Consider the following 18,831-nt stretch of genomic DNA (forward strand, 5'->3'; position numbering starts at 1 on the left):
ACCACAAAAATCCATGAATTCAAATCGATAACCCCCTCATCCGACCCTTCGGGCCACCTTCTCCCCAAGGGGAGAAGGAGCTTATGGTGCTCATCCGCCTCCATATGCGATAGCCCTCGCAGGCGGGGCGAGGGGACATCCCAGCGAAAACCTTTAAGCCATTCAAACCAAACTCTTACAGCGGCCGATTGATCTGCTTGTAGGTGTCGTTCAGCACCTTCAGGCGCTCCTCATAGGACGTCTTCAAGCAGGCGACATCCGCCTCGCAAGCCTGCCGCTTCTTCAGCCACTCCGTCTGCTGGTCCTGCATCGTGCCCCGTGCACCCATGGCGAGGAGGCCCGAGAGCAGGTCGAAGGTCGTCACCATCTTCACATCGGCATCGTTAAGGGCACGAACGTCGCATATCGTCTTCTCGTCCGGCTTCAGGTTCTGCGCCTCGCAATCGAAACTGGCAGCACGGGAAGTGCCGGCCATGCTGAGCGAGGCGAGGAAAGCGGCGGCGGCAAGATGGATCAATCGCATTTGTGGCTCCCTTTTAACGATTCCCAACGCGAAATGCATCACAGCATGTTTTTGTTCGGCGAGCCTGTTTTTTATCACAGGAAACTTCCATTTATGCTTCATGGTTCCGCCCTCTTTTCTTTCTAGCGTCGGGCGCTACAACGTTGTTTAAAGAGAATTAAAAAGGGAAATTTCATGCACCTCCTCCTGAAGCGCGCTGCCGTTTCGATGATTGCCCTCGTCATGGCGATGCCGCTTTCCGCTGAGGCTCAGACAGCGAAGACGCTGCCGCAAAGCCAGACGCAGATGCAGCTCTCCTTCGCCCCGCTGGTCAAACAGACGGCGGGCGCTGTCGTGAACGTCTATGCCGAGCGTGTCGTGCAGCGTCAGTCCCCCTTTGCCGGCGATCCCTTCTTCGAGCAATTCTTCGGACAGCGCATGCCGAATCGCACCGAGAAGCAGTCGTCGCTGGGCTCCGGCGTCATCGTGGAGGCGAATGGCACCGTCATTACCAATAACCACGTCGTGGATGGCGCTGACGATATCAAGATCGCGCTTTCGGACGGCCGCGAATTTCCCTGCAAGGTCGTGCTGAAGGACGATCGTGTGGACCTCGCCGTCCTGAAGATCCAGTCGAAGAATGAGACTTTCCCGGTTCTGCCGCTCGGCAATTCCGATGGCATCGAGGTCGGCGATCTCGTTCTCGCGATCGGCAATCCCTTCGGCGTGGGACAGACGGTAACGAGCGGCATCGTTTCGGCGCTTGCCCGCAATCAGGTCAAGAACGAGGTTGGCTTCTTCATTCAGACCGACGCTTCGATCAACCCCGGCAATTCGGGCGGCGCGCTCGTCAACATGACCGGCGAGCTGATCGGGCTGAATACGGCGATCTTCTCCCAGGGCGGCGGCTCCAACGGTATCGGCTTCGCGATCCCGGCTAATCTGGTCAAAGTCTTCCTCGCCGCCGCCGATCGTGGCGACAAGTCTTTCGAGCGGCCCTATATCGGCGCCTCCTTCGAGCCGGTGACATCCGATGTCGCCGAAGCGCTCGGCCTCGACAAGGTGCGCGGTGCGCTGGTGACGAAAGTGGTCGATGGCGGTCCTGCGGCCAAGGCGGGCCTGAAGCCTGGCGAAGTGATTACGGCGCTGAATAACATTTCCATCGAGCATCCCGATGCGCTCGGCTATCGCCTGACAACGGCTGGCCTTGGTGCGACGGTGGCATTGACGGTGCTCGACAATGGGAAGGAGCATCAGGCCACGATGACGCTCGCCGCCGCGCCCGAATCCACGCCGCGCGACGAGCGGGTGATCGAAGGCAACAATCCCTTCTCCGGCGCGACCGTTGCCAATCTTTCACCGCGCGTTGCCGATGACCTGCATATGCCGCCGGATTCCACGGGTGTCGTCATCGAAAGCCTTAAGCCGAATTCGCCGGCCGACCGGCTTGGATTTGCCGCCCGCGATATCGTCATTTCCATAAATGGGGTGGCGATCAACACGACGGAAATCCTTCAGAAGACCGTCACGTCAAACCCCAGCTTCTGGCGCGTCGAGATTGAGCGCGACGGCCAGCGTATCAGGCAGTTCTTCCGATGAGCGATGACCTGTTTGCACCGCGGATACCGGAGGAGGTCGCCAATAAGCGGCCTCTCGCCGACCGTCTGCGGCCGCAAACATTGGCTGAAGTCACCGGTCAGGCACATCTGACGGGCGAGGACGGCGTATTGCGCCGGATGATCGAGGCGGGCTCGCTGGGATCGATGATCTTCTGGGGGCCGCCAGGCACCGGCAAGACGACCGTTGCAAGGCTTTTGTCGGGCGAGGCGGGTCTCGCCTTCGAACAGATTTCGGCGATCTTCTCCGGCGTTGCCGATTTGAAGAAGGTGTTCGAGGCGGCAAGGCTGCGCCGCATGGATGGCCGCCAGACCCTGCTGTTCGTTGACGAGATCCATCGCTTCAATCGCGCCCAACAGGATAGCTTCTTGCCCGTTATGGAAGACGGCACCGTCATTCTCGTTGGCGCAACCACGGAAAATCCGTCTTTCGAACTCAACGCGGCTCTTCTTTCCCGGGCCCGCGTTCTGACCTTCCGTTCGCATGATGAGGAAAGCCTGGAAGAACTGCTGCGCCGCGCCGAAACGGTGGAAGGCAAGCCGCTGCCGCTGACGGAGGATGCTCGCGCCAGCCTGATCCGCATGGCCGACGGCGATGGCCGCTCGGTGCTGACGCTGGCGGAAGAAGTCTGGCGTGCTGCCCGCAAGGACGAGCTTTTCGATCCCGACATGCTGGTCAAAATTGTCCAGCGCCGCGCGCCCGTCTATGACAAGGCGCAGGACGGTCACTACAATCTGATATCGGCGTTGCATAAATCTGTCCGCGGTTCCGACCCCGATGCCGCTCTCTACTATCTCGCCCGTATGTTCGATGCCGGCGAGGATCCGCTCTATCTTGGACGCCGACTGGTGCGCATGGCGGTGGAGGATATCGGTCTTGCCGATCCGCAGGCGCTTGTCATCTGCAATGCTGCCAAGGACGCCTATGATTATCTGGGGTCGCCGGAAGGTGAGCTGGCGCTGGCCCAGGCCTGCGTCTATCTCGCTACCGCCCCGAAATCCAATGCCGTCTACACGGCCTTCAAGGCCGCGACCCAGGCTGCAAAGCAGAACGGCTCGCTGCTGCCGCCCAAGCACATTCTGAATGCGCCAACCAAGCTGATGCGTACCGAAGGCTATGGCGATGGTTATCGCTACGATCACGACGAGCCAGATGCCTTTTCAGGCCAGAATTACTTTCCGGAGAAGATGGGTCGCCAGAACTTCTACGATCCGCCGGAGCGGGGTTTCGAGCGTGAGATCCGCAAGCGGCTGGACTGGTGGTCGAAGCTGCGCAAGGAACGCGGTGAACGCTAGTCCATATATCACCTGACGGTGACGGATTGCCGCTATGCTTTTTGCATGCGTGGAACGGTTACCCTGTCCACCATTTTGACGCTGGATTCCGCCAGGCTCTTATGACCTTCCATATCGACCACCAGATGCCAATGGCCGGCCTCCGGAATGACCAGCCGTATCGGCGATTTCTTGGCGACACCGCCGAGAAACTGATGCTTCAGCGTTTCGGTGAAGCGCTCGAAATTCGAGCCGTTCATCAGCCTGACATTGGCAACGGCCGAGAGCGTGATTTCGATCACCGTTCCGGCGCGCTGTTCCCCGAGATCGTAGTGGCTGTAGCGGAAGGCAGGCTTCGACATGGCTTTCTGTTCTTTGGATATCTGGCCGAAAGCTTACCTAAGGGCGGTTAAGGAAGCGTTCGGCGAGATGCTGTCGAGGCCCGCCAAAGGGTCAATTCAGTGCAGATTGGAAGCGGCTGGGACGAAGCCGTCCAGATCGAGGACAGCACCTTCCGGCGCCAGGCAGATATCAGCCGGATTGTGGTTGCATTCTTCAGCTGCGAAGTGCAGGGCGGCTGCTTCATTGCGGAACAGGCCGCCGACAAGGCCTTGCCGGTCCTGAACGATCCAGCTGCCGCGGCGGTCGCGGCCGATGATGAAGCGGGCCGGAGCCGGGGAAATCGCGCTGTGAGCCGAGCGCCGCTGAATATGCTGTGCGTTTGCCATTGTTATTTCCTCTTGGATCTCTTCGATTTTACTCAGTGTCCGGTCAGATACAGCGCCATTTGCAGAGCCGCAGCGATCAGAAGGACAAGTCCGAGGCGCGGAGCGACGGAGCGAATTCCGTCCAGCAATGCGTCCGAAGAGAAGAGCCGCTCGTTGCGCGCAAACACGGCGGCACGAAGGCGTTGGAGAGGGTCGGCGGATAGGCCGACATGCCTGTAGCGTGACATCATAGTTCCTTTCAGTGCCACCAGCACCATGGGTCCGATAAGACCATTTCCGGTGCTACGCTGTTGAATCTATGGGGGAGTTGCTAGGTTTTCCATTTGCCTGAAATGGCAAAAATATAAAAATCTCATAGGGATGAGGCGATTTCACAATCCCAGGCGATAGCCATGACGCGAGGCAAACCGGCCACTGCCGTCGAGTTGAAACGGGGTGATTGCCGCCTGGATGGCCGCAGCCGTCTCTATGCCGACGCCGATCAATGGCAGGCGAACCTCCGCCTCGATATCTCTCACCAGTGACAGGGCGTGCTTGACCGTCGCCGGCTCGCTTTCGCGGGCGAGCGCGCCGAACAACGGCTGCAGCCGTTCGTCGATGGATTGGGCCGCGCCGACATTGCCGCACGCGGCCGAATGCTGCATGGATTGAAAGAGCCGCGGAACGATATTGGCCGCGCTCGAGAAGCAGCCATGACCACCCGCGGCCGTGAAGCCGAGTGCGCTGGCGTCATTCGAGGTAAACAGGCCGAACCGCTCCGGCAGAAGGGGGCGCCAGAGGTCGACGCGCGAGATATCGCAGCCGCCGTCGGCGATCCCGATAATTCCTCGAATTTCGGCAAGCCGCGCGACGGTTGCCGGAGCGAGACCGATCGCGGTGTGCGATGGCTGATTATGCACGATGATGGGCAGCTCGGTCTGCGCTGCCAGCTGCTCGAAATGGTGGATGATCCCTTTTTGCGTCGGCTTGGAATAATAGGGGACCGTCACGAAGGCCGCATCGGCGCCAAGGCGCTGTGCCTGTATCGTTTTCTCCAAAGTCGTCTTCGTGTCGTTGGTCCCGGTCGCGACGATGACGGGCACCTTGTCTTCCGAAAGCTCGATGCAGATTTCGATGGCACGGATGCGCTCGGCCTCGGTCAGCGTCGGACCTTCGCCGGTCAGCGAACAGACGAGAAGCCCATCGATCCCGCTTAGCAGCTGCCACTCGATATGGGCCATCATGTCGACGCCATCGAAAACGCCGTCGCGAAAAGGCGTGACAAGGGCGGTGTTCGCACCGCCGATGCGCCTTCGAAAAGTCGGTCTACTCATGTGGGTGAAAATCTCAGAGGTAATGCAGCACGATGTACAGCTCGATAGCGCCAAGCAGCAGCCCGAAGGCGAACATCGCCTGAAAGGTGCGCTTTTCTCGGACCTGGCGCGAATGAAGCGGGCGCTTGCGTGATCTTTTCGTTGCTGCTGCCGATGCCGCAACACGATGATGCTTCTCGTCGCTGTTATGAACGAGGACGCGGATGGATTCCGTAAGATTGGGGGCGTGCGTGTCGAGCATGGGATCTGTCTCCATATTCCACCGTGAGCGTAACGCCGGCTCCCATAGGAAATCCATTCGGGGCCAAGGACGAAGGCGTAAGTGAAATATAAAGAACCGACATGCCCGGAGTTCCTCCGGAGACTGGCCTGTGGACCGCTGCCGGAGCATCGAAAAATTATCTGGTGTAGTCTGCCGCCGCTTACTCGGCGCCTTGCCGGTTCTTGCGGTCGAGCTGCGTCACCAGCGCCAGGATCGTCGCCGAGACCGGTGTCGGCACATTTACGAGCTTGCCGAGCGAAACGACGACCCCGACGAGAGGCGTGATTTCCAGCGCCTTGCCGGCAAGCAGATCCTGCAGCATCGAGGTGCGCACAGGGCCGATCTGACGGGAACGCTCAAGACGTTCCTCCACGGACATGGCGATGTGCGATCCCAAAGCCTCGGCAACGGCTTTTACCTCGCTCATCACCTGACCGACCATGGTCGCGAGCGCGGGATCGTCCATGATATCGGACATCAAGCCGCGGGTCAGCGCACTGATCGGATTGAAGGCGGCGTTGCCCATGAGCTTGCTCCAGATATCGTCGCGTATGCGCGAGGAAATCGAGACATTGACGCCGGCCCGCTGCAGCAGTGCTGCGATGGCTTCGATATCGCCGGTCGTCTCGCCGGAAGGTTCGCCAAGAATGAAATGTCCGTTGTTGGCGAGCTTGACCTCGCCGGGTGCGACGACTTCCGCTCCCTGATAGGCAACGCAGCCGATAACGCGCTCCGGCCCGATCAGGCGCCAGAGATCGCCGTTCGGATCGAGCTCTTCCATCTGGTACTCGGCATGGCCGCTTTGACGGTCCCGGTGGAAATACCACCATGGAACGCCGTTGAGGATCATGACGACGCGGGTGCCCGAATGCAGCAGTTTCGCAATGCCGGGGACAGCTGCGGCAAGCTGATGGCCTTTGAGGCCGGTGATGACAAGATCCTGCGGCGGAAGTTCGCCAGCATCGGCCGTTGCGGTCATCTGCGCGACGAGGGGACTATCCGCATCGGCTTCCCACAGGCTTATACCGCCGACGCGAATGGCCTCCAGATGGGCTCCGCGCGCTACGACGGAAACCTTTGTCTGGCCCTCATGGGAGGAGGCGAGCTTGGCCGCGATCGCCCCGCCGAGTGCGCCGGCGCCGTAGACACAGATGTTCTTGAAGGGAGAGGGCGTCATGATTTGATGCTCCGAATGAAGTCGCATGCTCTGCCAAGATATGGCGAGCCCGTGATTTAGCGAGTGGTTTATCAGATTGGCGGCAATTGGAATTGAAAATCGCCAGACCTTCCGACACACTACAGCCTTATCGAAATTTCACCATACTCGTCCGAGCGCGAATGGGGTTAACAGGTAAAGGAAATACCTTCTCAGCCGTCGCTGCTTCACCCGGATTTTGTGAACAGATTATGTTTTCACTCCATACATTTGGCGGTTTGAAGCTTTTGGACGGCGATGGTCACGAGGTCGCCTTTCCCGAAAAGGGTCTGTTGATCCTGGTCTATCTGATGCTGGAGCCAACGTCGCGCGCGTCGCGCAGCGCGATCGCCCGGTTTTTGTGGGGAGACGACAATGGCAGTGCGCAGGTCAATCTGCGCAAGCTGGTTTCGCGTGTCAGGGTTCGTCAGGAAGCACTCGGGAGATCATTTCTGCGTTTCAGCGAGACAGCCGTCGAACTCGACGCGCCTCCAACCACCTCCGATCTCTGGTTCGCGCGCACGGATGATGGCAGACCGATCTTTGCAAGATTGCAATCACTGGTGAGGACGCTCGCGGCGGAATTCCTGCAGGGTACAGATTGCCAGAGCGCGGTTTTCTTTCATTGGCGGGAGGCGCAAAGCGGCAGGCATCTGTCGGCACTGAAGGCGGCGCTGAATGCCGCTGCCGCCGAAGCCAATGGTATGGCGGATGTCGCTCTGGTGAGAGAGGCGGCACTCCTGGTCTTTGGTATAGATCCCGAAGATCGCGATATTCATCGCATCCTGTTGCGGATATTCGATGCGGAAGGTGAGGTGGAGCACTTCAGGCAGATTTTCGCGCAGCGTGCCGCGCTGCTGGCCTCATGGTCGGCGCAGCGGGATTATGCTTCGGAAATTCGAGCCGGGGATGCCCACCATGAACGGATTTCAGCTGCGCGAGCGAGGGTGAAGATACCCCTCCTGCTCCTGCCTTCCACGGAGGGTCAAGGGAAAGATTATGATGCCTCATCCCTCGTGAACGATATCACAATCGGTTTCTGCGCGCTGGACAGTCTTCAGATTGCGGATCGTTACACGGCGGTCCGGGTTGGCAGGGCTGGGGAACGTGCCGTTGCAACTTTCGACCAATGGGATCGCTCCTACCTTCTCGAGATGCGGCTTAGCCTTCGCGACAACGGACCGCTGCTGTTTTCGCAACTGGTCGATGCCGCAAGCGATGAAATCATCTGGGCCGAGCGCATCAGCCTCGGACAATCCTCGCCCGAAGAGCGGAGACAGGCGGTCGCACGTCATATCGTGCTGTCGCTTGCAGGGCAGATCGAACGGCGGGAGATGATGAGGTCGCATTTCGAGGAAAATCCAGCGGCCTATCAGCGCTATCTCGCCGGCAAGCGTTACATCGAGCGCCTCTCCGTACCCGATCTGCAGAGGGCGCGTGGGGAGCTTGAGATGGCGCTGCGCATCGGCGGCCACTTCGCGCCTGCCTTGAGCTCAATGGCCCGCACCTACTCCAAAGAATGGGTACTGACCTTCGGTGGCGATGCGGCCTTGCTGGACGAGGCGGAAAGCTATGCGATGCAGGCCATCGCAGCGCGGCGCGATATCGCCGACGGCTATCGCGAGCTTGGCATGACGAAGGTCTTCCGGAAGGCGAGTGAGGAGAGCATTGAGGCCCTGAAACTGGCTGAAGCCCTTAATCCGGGCCATGCCGGCATCATTGCCGACCACGCAGAGGCTTTGCTTCATGCGTCCCGGCCGGATCTGGCGCTGACGAAGATTGAAAGCGCCATGGCGCTCAATCCGGTAAGCCCCGATACCTATCTTTGGACTGCTTCCGTGGCGAGCTATACGCTCGGTCGCTTCGAAGCTGCCCTCGATTATATCGGCCGAATGGCGAATGCACGCCTGGCGGACAGGATTTCCGCGGCCAGCTGGGCGATGCTCGGGCATGAGGAAAAGGCAGGCTTTTTCGTTCGGCGCGTCCAAAGAACAAACCCGGATTTCGATGTTGATCGATGGCTTTCCGTCCTGCCGTTCAAGGAGCAATGGCAGCGTGACATCTATCGGGAAGGGCTGCGCCGGGCAGGTTTCTGGAAGGCAATCCCGAACGTGACCATGGCATAGCAGCAGTCCGCCATCGGGTAAAAGTGTCGTCCTTACTCACCTCAGTGTTTTCCGATCGACACGGGGTCGGGCTAGTCTTTACCACAATCGCATCCTAACCTCTGCCATATCGCTCTGGACCGTGGACAACCGGTGCGGTATCGATTTCTCAATTGTCCTTTCTAAGTTGATGAATTCGCCGGGGAAGATCGTTGCGTTTCGAAGCCCTCAACCGTCTCTGGGATAGTGTTCGGGAGACCAGCCATGATTTCCGCGCCTCGACGGATGTGTTTCCCGTCGTCGATATCGAAAAGCTCGGCACCACCCTCGACCTGAAGGAAAAGGGTGCCGCTGCCGGGCGTCAGAACCGGCCGCCGTCGGATGCCCAGTCGCTTGACGAGACGGAGCAGCGCATCGTCGCATGGGTCGAGGCGGAAAAGAAAAGCTCCTACCAGATCCTCGAAGATCAGTTTCAGACCTTCGATAGCCGCCTGCGCAACCTCGATTTCGAGGGGCAGTTCGGACTGATCCGCCAGGCGAACGCATCAAGCGTTTCGGATTTCAAGGCGGAGGTTGCAAGCGGCGTCGACGAGCTTCATGGCCTGCGCCGCAAGCTGAAGACGGCCGAGGATGAAATGGTGGGCTTTAAGGCCAGGCATAAGCTGCAGCGCGCCGCGAAGGTTTCAAGCAGGGCAGCCTGGGGCTTCAAGGTCTCGCTGATCGTCTTCCTCGTGCTCATCGAAATGGTGATGAACGGCAGTTTTCTCGCCAAAGGAAGCGAGCAGGGTCTCGTCGGTGGTGTAACCGAGGCAGCCGCCTTCGCCTTCCTGAACATCGGCACGGCGTTGATATTCTCTTTCTTCTGTGTCCGTTTTCTGGTGCATCGCTCCTTTGCATTGAAGCTGCTCGGCCTGCTGGGGCTTATCGCCTATGTCGCCGTCGCCCTGGGGATCAACATCGCGCTGGCACATTATCGCGAGGTCTCCGCGACGATCCTGAGCGGAGCCGGTGCCGAGGTGATCCAGCGGCTCAAGACCGCACCGCTCGGGTTGCAGGAGCTGAACTCCTGGATGCTCTTTGCCATTGGTCTAATGTTCTCGCTCGTCGCCTTCATCGACGGCTGCTATCTCACCGACCCCTATCCCGGCTTTGCCGGCGTCCAGAAGCGTCTCGATGCGGCCAGAGACAACTACATCGACCGCAAGCTTGATCTGATCGAAGATCTTCGCGAGATCCGCGACGAGCACAACAGCAAGATCGAGGAGATCATCCGCGACCTCTCGCTGCGCCGGCAGGAAACGGCTGCCATCATCGCGCATCGCGCCAGGACCGCAGGCCTCTTTGCCGAACACCAGAACCATCTCGAGCGTGCCGCCAATGTGCTGCTCACCTCTTATCGCGATGCGAACCGGGCCGTGCGCACCGAGCCGGAGCCGTCATACTTCAAAGCCGCTTACAAGATGGAGCGCCTGACGCCCGTTATTCGCACGGAAGAGGAATGGGACGACAAAGTGCTGGGCTCGCGTATCCAGAGCGCCCAAGCGGAGCTTTCGGAGCAGATCAAGCGGATCGGTGACGAATTCGAGCGCGCCATCGAAAAATACCATCAGCTCGATAATCTTTTCCCGGAGAGCATCCTTGGCGCGACGCAAGCGGCGTAGCCGGCGCGGCGGATCCGCCGGTCTCATCATCGCAACGGTTTGTCTCGCCGTCCTGTCCCTCGGGATCGTCGGCGCCTATGGTTGGCTGCGCTACAAGGCAAGCGGCAATGTCGCCGTCGACCAGGCCTCGCTCTGCCCCGTGGATGGCCCGAAGGCGGAAACGGCCATCCTGCTCGATGTCACCGATCCGATATCAGACACGACAGCACTCGATCTGCGCAACCAGTTCCAGAAGATCGTCGCGGACGTGCCGATCGGCGGCGCCATCGATATCTATGCGCTCACCGAGAAGGAAGGTGAGCTGATCCAGACCTTCCACGGTTGCAATCCTGGAAGCGGCGCGAATGTCGACGAATGGACCAGCAATCCGCGGCTGGCGCAGGCGCGATGGGAGAAGGGTTTCCAGAAGCCGCTCGCCGATATCGCCGGCAAGCTGACGGCGGGCGAGTCCGGCAGGTTGTCGCCGATCATGGCCGCCATTCAGAAGATCAATCTGGAGGTTTTCGCAAATGCACCGATCGGCATCTCGAAGCGGCTCTACATTGCCTCCGACATGATCGAGCACACGGCCGCCTTCTCGAATTATCGAGATGGGGTCTCCTATCAGAAATACCAGCAAAGCCCGGCAAATGACCGCTTCCGCACGTCACTGGACGGTGTCACGGTCAAGATCCTTGCCTTTCAAAGGCCCAACATGAAGTTCAGCATGGAGGATCTTGCGAATTTTTGGGCGCAATGGATCAAGAACAACAAAGGTGATTTTGGCGGCTTCGTGCGGCTGGAGGGGATACGCTGATGGCCAATACCGACGCCAGATATCTCATCCGCGATTATGGGCCGATGGTGCTTTTCGCCTCCATCACCATTGGCGGCATGATCTTCATCTGGTCGTCGAAGCTCATGGGCTGGTCGCTGCCCATCGTAACCGGTGTGCCGCTGGTGCTGATGGCGATCTACTTCATCGTATCGCTGGCCGTCGCCGGGTTCCGGCTGCACAACGAACAGGCGGGCGACAACCTCTATTACATGGGTTTTCTCTTCACCCTATCGAGCCTCGGTGTATCGCTCTATCTCTTTGCCGGCGAAACATCGATCGAGACCATCGTCCGCAATTTCGGCATCGCGGTTACCTCGACCATTGCCGGCGTGACGCTGCGCATCCTCTTCAACCAGATGCGGCGCGATCCGATCGACATCGAACGCAGCGTACGCCATGAGCTTGCCGAGATGACGCGGCGTGTCCGCACCGAACTCGATTCCTCCTCGCGCGAATTCTCCCATTACCGCCGCGTCAGCAACCAGATGCTGTCGGAAGGGTTCGAGGAGATCGCGCGGCAGGCCGAGCGCAATGGCCAGGAGATCAACAAGATCCTGGAATTGCTGGCGAAGCAGGCGGTAACCCCGATCAACGACGCAGCCGCCCAGTTGACGACGACGACATCGCAGCTTTCGGAGATCATCGGCACATTCGGTACTGCCGTCGAGAATGTCGGCAAGAAGCTCGAGGAAATCCGCGCGCCGGAGGACGTCGTACGCGCCGAGCTGGCACCAGCGATTGCCGCCATCAAGGAGATGTCGGAGGCGCAATTACAGCCATTGCGCAATATCGAGGTGGCGCTCGGTCGTGTGGCCGAAGCGATGGGGCAAGCGCCGCTGCCGAAGCCCGATGGCGATATCGCGGCTGAGCCCGAGGCCGTGCCGCGAAAACGCTGGTGGCATCTATGGTAGCTGGAGGCTCGGACAACAAGCCGAAACTGGAGCACAAGGGCTATAATCGTGGCCTCATCCTTGGCCTGACGATGGCCGAATCCATGCTGCTTCTGGTTTTCTGCCTGCTGCTCGTGGCTGCGGCCATGATTTCCGCTGAGAGAAACAAGCGCTACGAGGTCGAGCGGAAGCTTGAGAAGGCTGAACAGCAAGTCGCGGTGCTGGAGAAGAAGCGAGCGGAGCAGGCGGCTGAGATCGTGCTTCTCCAGTCCAAGGTCGTCTCCGGCGATCTCTCCGCTGCCGACAAGGCCGTGGTGGACAAGCAATGGCGGGAACTGGTGCTAGCGAAAGAAACACTTGACAGCATGGCGGATCAGGGCGCGACAACGGCCGATCTGCAATCGCTTTCCAAGGTTGCCGCCGTTCTGAAGGAGCATGGTGTTTCGCTGGCGGCGGCACCCGATGAGGTCAACAAGCTCTTGGCCGGCAACGCGGGTGGGAAGGGCGCACACGACTGGCCGCCCATCATCAATCTCGACGATGCCAAGAAGAACTATTTCCAATCAGGAAGCGCCGAACTGACAGGCACTTTCTCTCAGCTCCTCAGCACGACCATCACGGATGAAATCGCCGGCAATCTGAGCCTCTATGGTGCCAATATCGTCGAAGTGATCGGCCATACCGACGAGCAGCCGGTGGCGCGCGAAAAATCCAATCTCGATGATACGATCATCGGCGCAATGGACGGCAAATTGCCGGTCTCCGCCCTGCTGCCGGCCGACAATGCCGGGCTTGGCCTTGCCCGTGCCATTGCCGTCGCCAATGTGCTTAAGGCCAATCCGAAGCTGAAGAGCGCCACCATCCTGCCGATGTCCGCCGCGCAGCTTATCTTGCCCGGCGATACTGTCACGTCTGGCCAAAGCGGCGCCGTCGAGGCACGACGCCGCATCGAAATCCGCGTGCGCGGCAGGACGGCGCCCGTTGCGGTCATCAACGCCGGGGCCGCCCCATCAGTGAATACGCAATAGCGCCGATTTGGCGAGGCATCAGTTTCTGAGGCCAGGTGCCTCGTAGCCGGTACGCTCGACATATTCCGTATAGCCGCCGGGATATTGATGGATGCCTTCGGGTGTCAGCTCCAGTACCCGGTTGGAGAGCGCGGCCAGAAAATGCCGGTCGTGCGAGACGAACAGCATCGTGCCTTCATATTGCGAAAGCGCCTCGATCAGCATCTCCTTGGTGTCGAGATCGAGATGGTTGGTCGGCTCGTCGAGCACCAGCAGGTTCGGCGGATCGAAGAGCATGATCGCCATCACGAGCCGCGCCTTCTCGCCGCCCGACAGCACACGGCATTTCTTTTCGATATCGTCGCCAGAGAAGCCGAAGCAGCCGGCCAGCGCCCGCAGCGAGCCTTGACCGGCCTGCGGAAAATCATGCTCGAGCTGCTGGAATACGGTGCGCTCTCCATCCAGCAGATCCATGGCGTGCTGGGCGAAGTAGCCCATCTTGACGCTGGCGCCGAGCGCAACGCTGCCCTCGTCCGGCTGCGCCGAGCCGGCAACCAGCTTCAGGAGTGTGGATTTACCGGCGCCGTTGATGCCCATGATGCACCAGCGCTCGCGGCGTCGCACCATGAAATCCAGCCCTTCGTAGATGGTGCGGCTGCCATACTTCTTGTGCACGTTCTTCAGCACGGCCACGTCTTCGCCCGAGCGCGGCGCCGGCTGGAATTCGAAGGCGACGGTCTGTCGGCGCTTCGGCGGCTCGACGCGATCGATCTTTTCCAGCTTCTTCACGCGGCTTTGCACCTGCGAGGCATGTGAGGCACGTGCCTTGAAGCGCTCGATGAACTTGATTTCTTTGGCGAGCATCGCCTGCTGGCGCTCGAACTGCGCCTGCTGCTGCTTTTCGTTCTGCGCGCGCTGCTGCTCGTAGAATTCATAGTCGCCCGAATAGCTGGTGAGATTGCCGCCATCGATTTCGATGATCTTGGTGACGATGCGGTTCATGAACTCGCGGTCGTGCGAGGTCATCAGCAAGGCGCCTTCGTAGCCCTTCAGGAAGGATTCGAGCCAGATCAGGCTTTCGAGATCGAGATGGTTGCTCGGCTCGTCAAGCAGCATGACGTCGGGGCGCATCAAGAGGATGCGGGCGAGCGCCACGCGCATTTTCCAGCCGCCAGACAGCCCGCCGACATCGCCATCCATCATCTCCTGGCTGAAGCTCAAGCCATCAAGCACTTCACGGGCGCGGCCCTCCAGAGCGTAGCCGTCAAGTTCCTCATAGCGCGCCTGCACCTCGCCATAGCGCTCGATGATATCTTCCATACTGTCGGCCTGATCCGGATCGCTCATGGCAGCTTCGAGTTCGCGAAGTTCGGCAGCAACGGCGCTGACGGGACCGGCGCCCTCCATGACTTCCGCGACCGCACTGCGCCCTTCCATCTCGCCGACATCCTGATTGAAGTAGCCGATGGTGACGCCCTTATCGACGGAAACCTGCCCCTCGTCGGGCTGCTCCTGGCCGGTAATCATCCTGAAAAGCGTCGTCTTGCCTGCGCCGTTCGGCCCGACGAGACCGACGCTCTCGCCCCTGTTGAGCGCCGCGGATGCCTCGATGAAGAGGATGCGATGGCTATTCTGCTTGCTGATATTCTCGATACGAATCATGGTTACGCGAGGCCCGAAGAAAGTTTTTCGGGGCCTTATGCCACGGGTTGCCGGGTCTGTCGCAGGTTTTTGAGCGGAGATGTGAGATCAATAGCGAACTGACGTTCAAGGGCGACAATTTCCGCCAAGCCTACTTGCCCTACGGAAAAGAAACTTTTGACGGGACGACGGATTCTGGCCCACGCGCTCGTTCAATCAACATGGCTTCCGGGAGGACCGGCGCGCGGTCGGATCGCCGGCTGCTTTCCGCTCGATCGGTAGCCGCTATATTTATTGTCATTCCTCTCAGCCGAGTTTTGCAGATGAAAATTCTGAAAAGCATTCGCAGCCGGGTTTTCTTCCGACTGTCGATCGCAGCATTGGTCGTCATCGGGATGTCGAGCGAAGCTCAATTAACCAATGCCGCCTCCCAGCACGCGCGGCTCAACGAGCCAGTCAAGGAGGTTGCGGATCAGCATCTGCTCCTCGATACGCCAGAAGGGAAGGGAGAGCTGCCGGTCTACGCGGATCACGCGATCGAAGCGGCGTCGCCCGACGTGACGAAGGTCCTGATTATCGTCCACGGCACGCTCCGAAACGCCGATGCTTATTATGCGACCGGGCAGGAGGTGCTCGCAAAGGCAGGCGATCTCGCTGACGGTACGATGGTGGTCGCGCCGCAATTCCTGATAAGACCGGATGTGAACGCTTTCTCGCTGTCTGCGCAGACGCTGGCCTGGACGCAGAATGGCTGGAAAGGCGGAGAACCCGCCCGCCAGCCGGCGCCGATCAGTTCCTTCGCCGCGCTCGATGCCCTGCTGCAGCATTTCGCCGACCGCCGCCTGTACCCTTCGCTGAAGACCATTGTCGTGATGGGGCATTCGGCCGGAGCACAATTGGTCCAGCGCTATGCCGTCGTCGGACGGGAGGTGGAAAATCTGACGAGCGCCGGCATCGCCGTGCGTTATCTCGTCGCCAATCCGTCGAGCTATGTCTATTTCGACAACGAGCGGCCGGCCTTACCGGATCAGCAGGCCGGGTTGGCTTCCTGTTTGAAGGCGACGCAATGGCGATACGGACTCGCCGGCGCACCACCATACGTATCGTCACAGGACCCGAAGCTTCTCGAAACGAGATATGCCGCGCGCAACGTGGTCTATCTGCTGGGGCAGGCGGACACGAATCCCTATACCCATTTCATCGACCGCTCCTGCGGGGCGATGGCGCAAGGGCCGTATCGGCTTGCACGCGGGCTCACCTATTTCGACTATATGAAGAAGCGGCATCCTTCCGATCTCGATCAGAAGGTCGTCGAGGTACCCGGCGTGGGGCATGATGATGAAGGGATGTTCGCCTCGGATTGCGGCATTGCCGTTCTGTTCGACCGACCGGTGCCGCCGTCTTGCCCGGTTATCGATGGGACTGCAAAACTATCCGGAGCGGTGCCGTAAGTTTTCTCGAGTGGTCGATCCCCATCGTGATCCCGCCGTCTATTTTCATGCGTCAGCTGCGATAGGCCGGCTGCGGGCGCGATGATCGGATTTTTCGCTGTATCGGGCGCTCGATGCCCAGGTAGCAAACGATGGCAAAGGCCAGCGAACCCAATGCGATAGGCATCGGCTGCATATCGTGCGGCACTCCGATGCGCAAAAGCAGTGCAGTGACCAGGATGCCGGTCAGGACGTGCCAAACATAGATGGAATAGGAGGCATCCCCCAGGAAATGCAGGAACGCCAGCTGTGGCACGCCTCGTTCCCGCTCGGCAAAAACAGCGCCTGACAGCAGCAACACTGCCGGTATGCCCCAGCGTACCGCCCGCTCCAAATGGATCAGCGGGTCGCTCGCCACAAGCAGCACAACGCCGACGATCATCAAGCCGACGGCGGCGGGAAAAGGCAGTCGAAAACCCTGTTTCCACAGGCGCCCGATGATGATGCCGGCGGCAAATTCCAGAATGACCGGCTGTGTGAAAACACTGAGGTAGCCGGGAGGCAGCAGGTAATGCGCAATCACAATGGTCACCAGGGCCACCATCAGGAACCATAGCCGCCTGAATTCCGGCACAAACAGCGAAATTGAAAAAATGAGATAGAAGAACATCTCGTAGGACAGCGTCCATCCCTGCTCGACGACAGGGTGCAGGGCTTCGTCCTTCATGAAGGGCACGAAAAACAGCGAGCCAATCAAGTTCTCGATGCTCGAATTCGTGTCGAAGAAGAATTGCGGCTTCAGCACGGCAACGATGAAGGTTGCCGCCGTCGCGATCCAGTAAAGCGGCACGATCCTGATGAGCCGGCGCCACATGAATTCCTGCGGACCGAGCGATCTTCCGTCGGTCGTGACCCACATGATGAAGCCGCTGATGACGAAGAATATATCGACCCCAGCTGCTCCGCTCTTGAACTCCAGGCCATATGTTTCGCAGACATGGAAGCAAAGAACGGAAATCGCGGCGATGGCCCGCAGATATTGAATGCTCGCGATATCGCTGCCGATTTTCAAAGCGGTGCCTCACACGATTGAACTGCTATCTCCGATGCCCCGAGGGCCAGATTCAGCGATAAAATGCGTCGAAAGGCCGGGCACCGTGCATGACGGGTTTGAGGCTCGGCAGACCGAATATTGCTGCATGTTGCTGCAGCAACAATTTCAATGAAAATGGATCATTTCCCGCCGGTTTCGTGGCCGAAATCGGGCAATTGGATGTAGGGACGAGTGCTCATAAAGCCGAACGCTTGTGCAGGAGCTTCGCAATCCGCCGAAACCGCTTAGACCGCTCGAACTTCGGCAAGCCGCTTGACCGAGTATTCGTCCTGCCAACAGACAGCAGCTTCCCATGCGGCTGATGCCTGTGCGGCGATATCATATGCACCATCGTCAAGATCGGCAGCGTTGTCGGGCAACACGAGGTCGAGGTCTGGAACGTCGACATGTGACTCATCCCAGTCGATCAAAGCGACGCGATCTGCAGTCATGCGGATATTGCCAGGGTTGTTAGGATTTCCATGGACGACGCATGTCTGACGCCCGACGAGCCGCGCCCAAGCTGCTCGGCATCGGGTGACGCCCTCGGATGGCATTGCGGCAAGGTTGACCCTCGTTCCGGTTTCGACATGCAGAAGGTCGGTTGACGATCTCCAACCGGGACGCTGCGGCCAGCCTCGCGTCAATCGGTGCAGCTTGCGGAGCGTCTCGGCAACGCGACGCCAATCGGCCCCCGTTTCGGGCGGCCCGCCCTCCATGTATTTCATTACCACCAGACCATCCACGAAGAGCCGGCCATCCGTCGTCGGGATCGGCGTCGGAACGGTCATGCCTTCGCGGTTGAGGTATTGGAGTAGCTCCGTTTCCCAGGCGAGATCAGCGTCGGTTCTGGAGCCGAGACGACCGACCGCAATCTGCCCGTCGACGCGAATACTCCACACGTCGTTGGCAACTCCGCCAGTCAGTGGTTCGATGCGAACTGCGTCCTCACCCCATTGCCCGAGTGCTTCCCATCCCATTGGCGATACCCTTGGCGCGTTATTGGTGCTGATTTGGCCTCGGCCGCAGGCGCGGACATCACCAATTAACGCGAGTTTGGCAAACTCGGCAAGTTGTGTTGTTACGTCTACTCCAGGGACATCCAGGCGTTTGCAGTGCCCCTCAAAGCCGCGATTCCTCGTTATCGGATCGAATATTTCCTGACAGGGTGCGGTTGCGCGCAGTCAGCGTCTCGCTCCATCAGGAAGCACTGTAGCGACGCTCGCGATGATAGCTCCGAAACGAATTCACCGGGCCATTGCGGACCCGGTGAGCTTTTGGATGATGCTACTGACT

18 protein-coding genes are annotated in these 18,831 nt (G+C 59.6%); 8 read left to right on the forward strand and 10 right to left on the reverse strand.

Going from position 1 to position 18,831, the window contains the following annotated elements:
- Positions 1–175: 175 nt before the first annotated feature.
- Positions 176–475, reverse strand: a complete 300-nt coding sequence (locus AC13RC_RS04915) for a lysozyme inhibitor LprI family protein (protein ID WP_488556757.1) — start codon at positions 473–475, stop codon at positions 176–178.
- A 222-nt stretch (positions 476–697) separates the two neighbouring features.
- Between AC13RC_RS04915 and AC13RC_RS04920 the strand changes: the two genes are divergently transcribed.
- Positions 698–2,101: a DegQ family serine endoprotease gene (locus tag AC13RC_RS04920; RefSeq protein ID WP_488556610.1), complete on the forward strand. Its 1,404-nt coding sequence runs from the start codon at positions 698–700 to the stop codon at positions 2,099–2,101.
- Positions 2,098–3,414: a replication-associated recombination protein A gene (locus tag AC13RC_RS04925; RefSeq protein ID WP_488556611.1), complete on the forward strand. Its 1,317-nt coding sequence runs from the start codon at positions 2,098–2,100 to the stop codon at positions 3,412–3,414. Before AC13RC_RS04920 ends, AC13RC_RS04925 begins: the two co-directional genes overlap by 4 nt.
- Before the next feature lie 32 nt (positions 3,415–3,446).
- Here the strand turns inward: AC13RC_RS04925 and AC13RC_RS04930 are convergent, their stop codons facing one another.
- The 6 genes from AC13RC_RS04930 to AC13RC_RS04955 form a co-directional block, all read right to left on the reverse strand.
- Positions 3,447–3,755: a DUF1883 domain-containing protein gene (locus AC13RC_RS04930; protein WP_113333532.1), complete on the reverse strand. Its 309-nt coding sequence runs from the start codon at positions 3,753–3,755 to the stop codon at positions 3,447–3,449.
- Positions 3,756–3,851: 96 nt separating this feature from the next.
- Complete coding sequence (locus AC13RC_RS04935; RefSeq protein WP_183812272.1) at positions 3,852–4,121, reverse strand: hypothetical protein; 270 nt, start codon at positions 4,119–4,121, stop codon at positions 3,852–3,854.
- Between the two features lie 32 nt (positions 4,122–4,153).
- On the reverse strand, positions 4,154–4,351 hold the full coding sequence (locus AC13RC_RS04940) for a hypothetical protein (RefSeq protein ID WP_488556612.1): 198 nt from the start codon (positions 4,349–4,351) through the stop codon (positions 4,154–4,156).
- 141 nt (positions 4,352–4,492) lie between these two features.
- The gene (dapA, locus tag AC13RC_RS04945; protein WP_488556613.1) at positions 4,493–5,434 is read right to left on the reverse strand and encodes a 4-hydroxy-tetrahydrodipicolinate synthase; all 942 of its coding nucleotides are present in this window, start codon (positions 5,432–5,434) and stop codon (positions 4,493–4,495) included.
- 13 nt (positions 5,435–5,447) lie between these two features.
- Positions 5,448–5,675, reverse strand: a complete 228-nt coding sequence (locus tag AC13RC_RS04950; protein WP_488556614.1) for a hypothetical protein — start codon at positions 5,673–5,675, stop codon at positions 5,448–5,450.
- A gap of 181 nt (positions 5,676–5,856) precedes the next feature.
- On the reverse strand, positions 5,857–6,873 hold the full coding sequence (locus AC13RC_RS04955) for a ketopantoate reductase family protein (RefSeq protein WP_488556615.1): 1,017 nt from the start codon (positions 6,871–6,873) through the stop codon (positions 5,857–5,859).
- 230 nt (positions 6,874–7,103) lie between these two features.
- On the opposite strand from AC13RC_RS04955, the gene AC13RC_RS04960 reads away from it, so the two are divergent.
- The 5 genes from AC13RC_RS04960 to AC13RC_RS04980 all read left to right on the forward strand — a co-directional run bounded on the left by AC13RC_RS04960 (position 7,104) and on the right by AC13RC_RS04980 (position 13,392).
- Positions 7,104–9,017 carry an AfsR/SARP family transcriptional regulator gene (locus AC13RC_RS04960; protein WP_488556616.1) on the forward strand — a complete coding sequence of 638 codons (1,914 nt, stop codon included), beginning with the start codon at positions 7,104–7,106 and terminating at the stop codon, positions 9,015–9,017.
- 191 nt (positions 9,018–9,208) lie between these two features.
- A complete protein-coding gene (locus tag AC13RC_RS04965; RefSeq protein WP_488556617.1) occupies positions 9,209–10,657 on the forward strand; it encodes a hypothetical protein in 1,449 nt (482 codons plus the stop codon).
- A complete protein-coding gene (locus tag AC13RC_RS04970) occupies positions 10,635–11,453 on the forward strand; it encodes a hypothetical protein (RefSeq protein ID WP_113352658.1) in 819 nt (272 codons plus the stop codon). Before AC13RC_RS04965 ends, AC13RC_RS04970 begins: the two co-directional genes overlap by 23 nt.
- Positions 11,453–12,385: a hypothetical protein gene (locus tag AC13RC_RS04975; protein WP_488556618.1), complete on the forward strand. Its 933-nt coding sequence runs from the start codon at positions 11,453–11,455 to the stop codon at positions 12,383–12,385. The genes AC13RC_RS04970 and AC13RC_RS04975 overlap by 1 nt, the downstream gene beginning before the upstream one ends.
- Entirely contained in the window at positions 12,379–13,392 is a 1,014-nt protein-coding gene (locus AC13RC_RS04980; RefSeq protein WP_145320942.1) for an OmpA family protein, read from the forward strand. Before AC13RC_RS04975 ends, AC13RC_RS04980 begins: the two co-directional genes overlap by 7 nt.
- An 18-nt stretch (positions 13,393–13,410) precedes the next feature.
- Here AC13RC_RS04980 and AC13RC_RS04985 read toward each other — a convergent pair whose 3' ends face one another.
- On the reverse strand, positions 13,411–15,033 hold the full coding sequence (locus AC13RC_RS04985; RefSeq protein ID WP_488556619.1) for an ABC-F family ATP-binding cassette domain-containing protein: 1,623 nt from the start codon (positions 15,031–15,033) through the stop codon (positions 13,411–13,413).
- Between the two features lie 302 nt (positions 15,034–15,335).
- Between AC13RC_RS04985 and AC13RC_RS04990 the strand changes: the two genes are divergently transcribed.
- Positions 15,336–16,463, forward strand: coding sequence for an alpha/beta fold hydrolase (locus tag AC13RC_RS04990; protein WP_488556620.1), 1,128 nt, complete (start codon positions 15,336–15,338; stop codon positions 16,461–16,463).
- Positions 16,464–16,515: 52 nt separating this feature from the next.
- Here the strand turns inward: AC13RC_RS04990 and AC13RC_RS04995 are convergent, their stop codons facing one another.
- Complete coding sequence (locus AC13RC_RS04995) at positions 16,516–17,514, reverse strand: acyltransferase family protein (RefSeq protein ID WP_488556621.1); 999 nt, start codon at positions 17,512–17,514, stop codon at positions 16,516–16,518.
- A 266-nt stretch (positions 17,515–17,780) separates the two neighbouring features.
- Positions 17,781–18,515, reverse strand: a complete 735-nt coding sequence (locus AC13RC_RS05000) for a phosphotransferase enzyme family protein (RefSeq protein WP_488556622.1) — start codon at positions 18,513–18,515, stop codon at positions 17,781–17,783.
- Positions 18,516–18,831: the final 316 nt, after the last annotated feature.

It is taken from the genome of Martinezella sp. CNPSo 3890, assembly GCF_057784455.1.

Bases quoted from the DNA above. Each gene is read 5' to 3' on its own strand.
- AC13RC_RS04915 (WP_488556757.1), bottom strand. From the start codon at position 475: ATGGCCGGCACTTCCCGTGCTGCCAGTTTCGATTGCGAGGCGCAGAAC.
- AC13RC_RS04920 (WP_488556610.1), top strand. From the start codon at position 698: ATGCACCTCCTCCTGAAGCGCGCTGCCGTTTCGATGATTGCCCTCGTC.
- AC13RC_RS04925 (WP_488556611.1), top strand. From the start codon at position 2,098: ATGAGCGATGACCTGTTTGCACCGCGGATACCGGAGGAGGTCGCCAAT.
- AC13RC_RS04930 (WP_113333532.1), bottom strand. From the start codon at position 3,755: ATGTCGAAGCCTGCCTTCCGCTACAGCCACTACGATCTCGGGGAACAG.
- AC13RC_RS04935 (WP_183812272.1), bottom strand. From the start codon at position 4,121: ATGGCAAACGCACAGCATATTCAGCGGCGCTCGGCTCACAGCGCGATT.
- AC13RC_RS04940 (WP_488556612.1), bottom strand. From the start codon at position 4,351: ATGATGTCACGCTACAGGCATGTCGGCCTATCCGCCGACCCTCTCCAA.
- dapA (WP_488556613.1), bottom strand. From the start codon at position 5,434: ATGAGTAGACCGACTTTTCGAAGGCGCATCGGCGGTGCGAACACCGCC.
- AC13RC_RS04950 (WP_488556614.1), bottom strand. From the start codon at position 5,675: ATGCTCGACACGCACGCCCCCAATCTTACGGAATCCATCCGCGTCCTC.
- AC13RC_RS04955 (WP_488556615.1), bottom strand. From the start codon at position 6,873: ATGACGCCCTCTCCCTTCAAGAACATCTGTGTCTACGGCGCCGGCGCA.
- AC13RC_RS04960 (WP_488556616.1), top strand. From the start codon at position 7,104: ATGTTTTCACTCCATACATTTGGCGGTTTGAAGCTTTTGGACGGCGAT.
- AC13RC_RS04975 (WP_488556618.1), top strand. From the start codon at position 11,453: ATGGCCAATACCGACGCCAGATATCTCATCCGCGATTATGGGCCGATG.
- AC13RC_RS04980 (WP_145320942.1), top strand. From the start codon at position 12,379: ATGGTAGCTGGAGGCTCGGACAACAAGCCGAAACTGGAGCACAAGGGC.
- AC13RC_RS04985 (WP_488556619.1), bottom strand. From the start codon at position 15,033: ATGATTCGTATCGAGAATATCAGCAAGCAGAATAGCCATCGCATCCTC.
- AC13RC_RS04990 (WP_488556620.1), top strand. From the start codon at position 15,336: ATGAAAATTCTGAAAAGCATTCGCAGCCGGGTTTTCTTCCGACTGTCG.
- AC13RC_RS05000 (WP_488556622.1), bottom strand. From the start codon at position 18,515: ATGGGATGGGAAGCACTCGGGCAATGGGGTGAGGACGCAGTTCGCATC.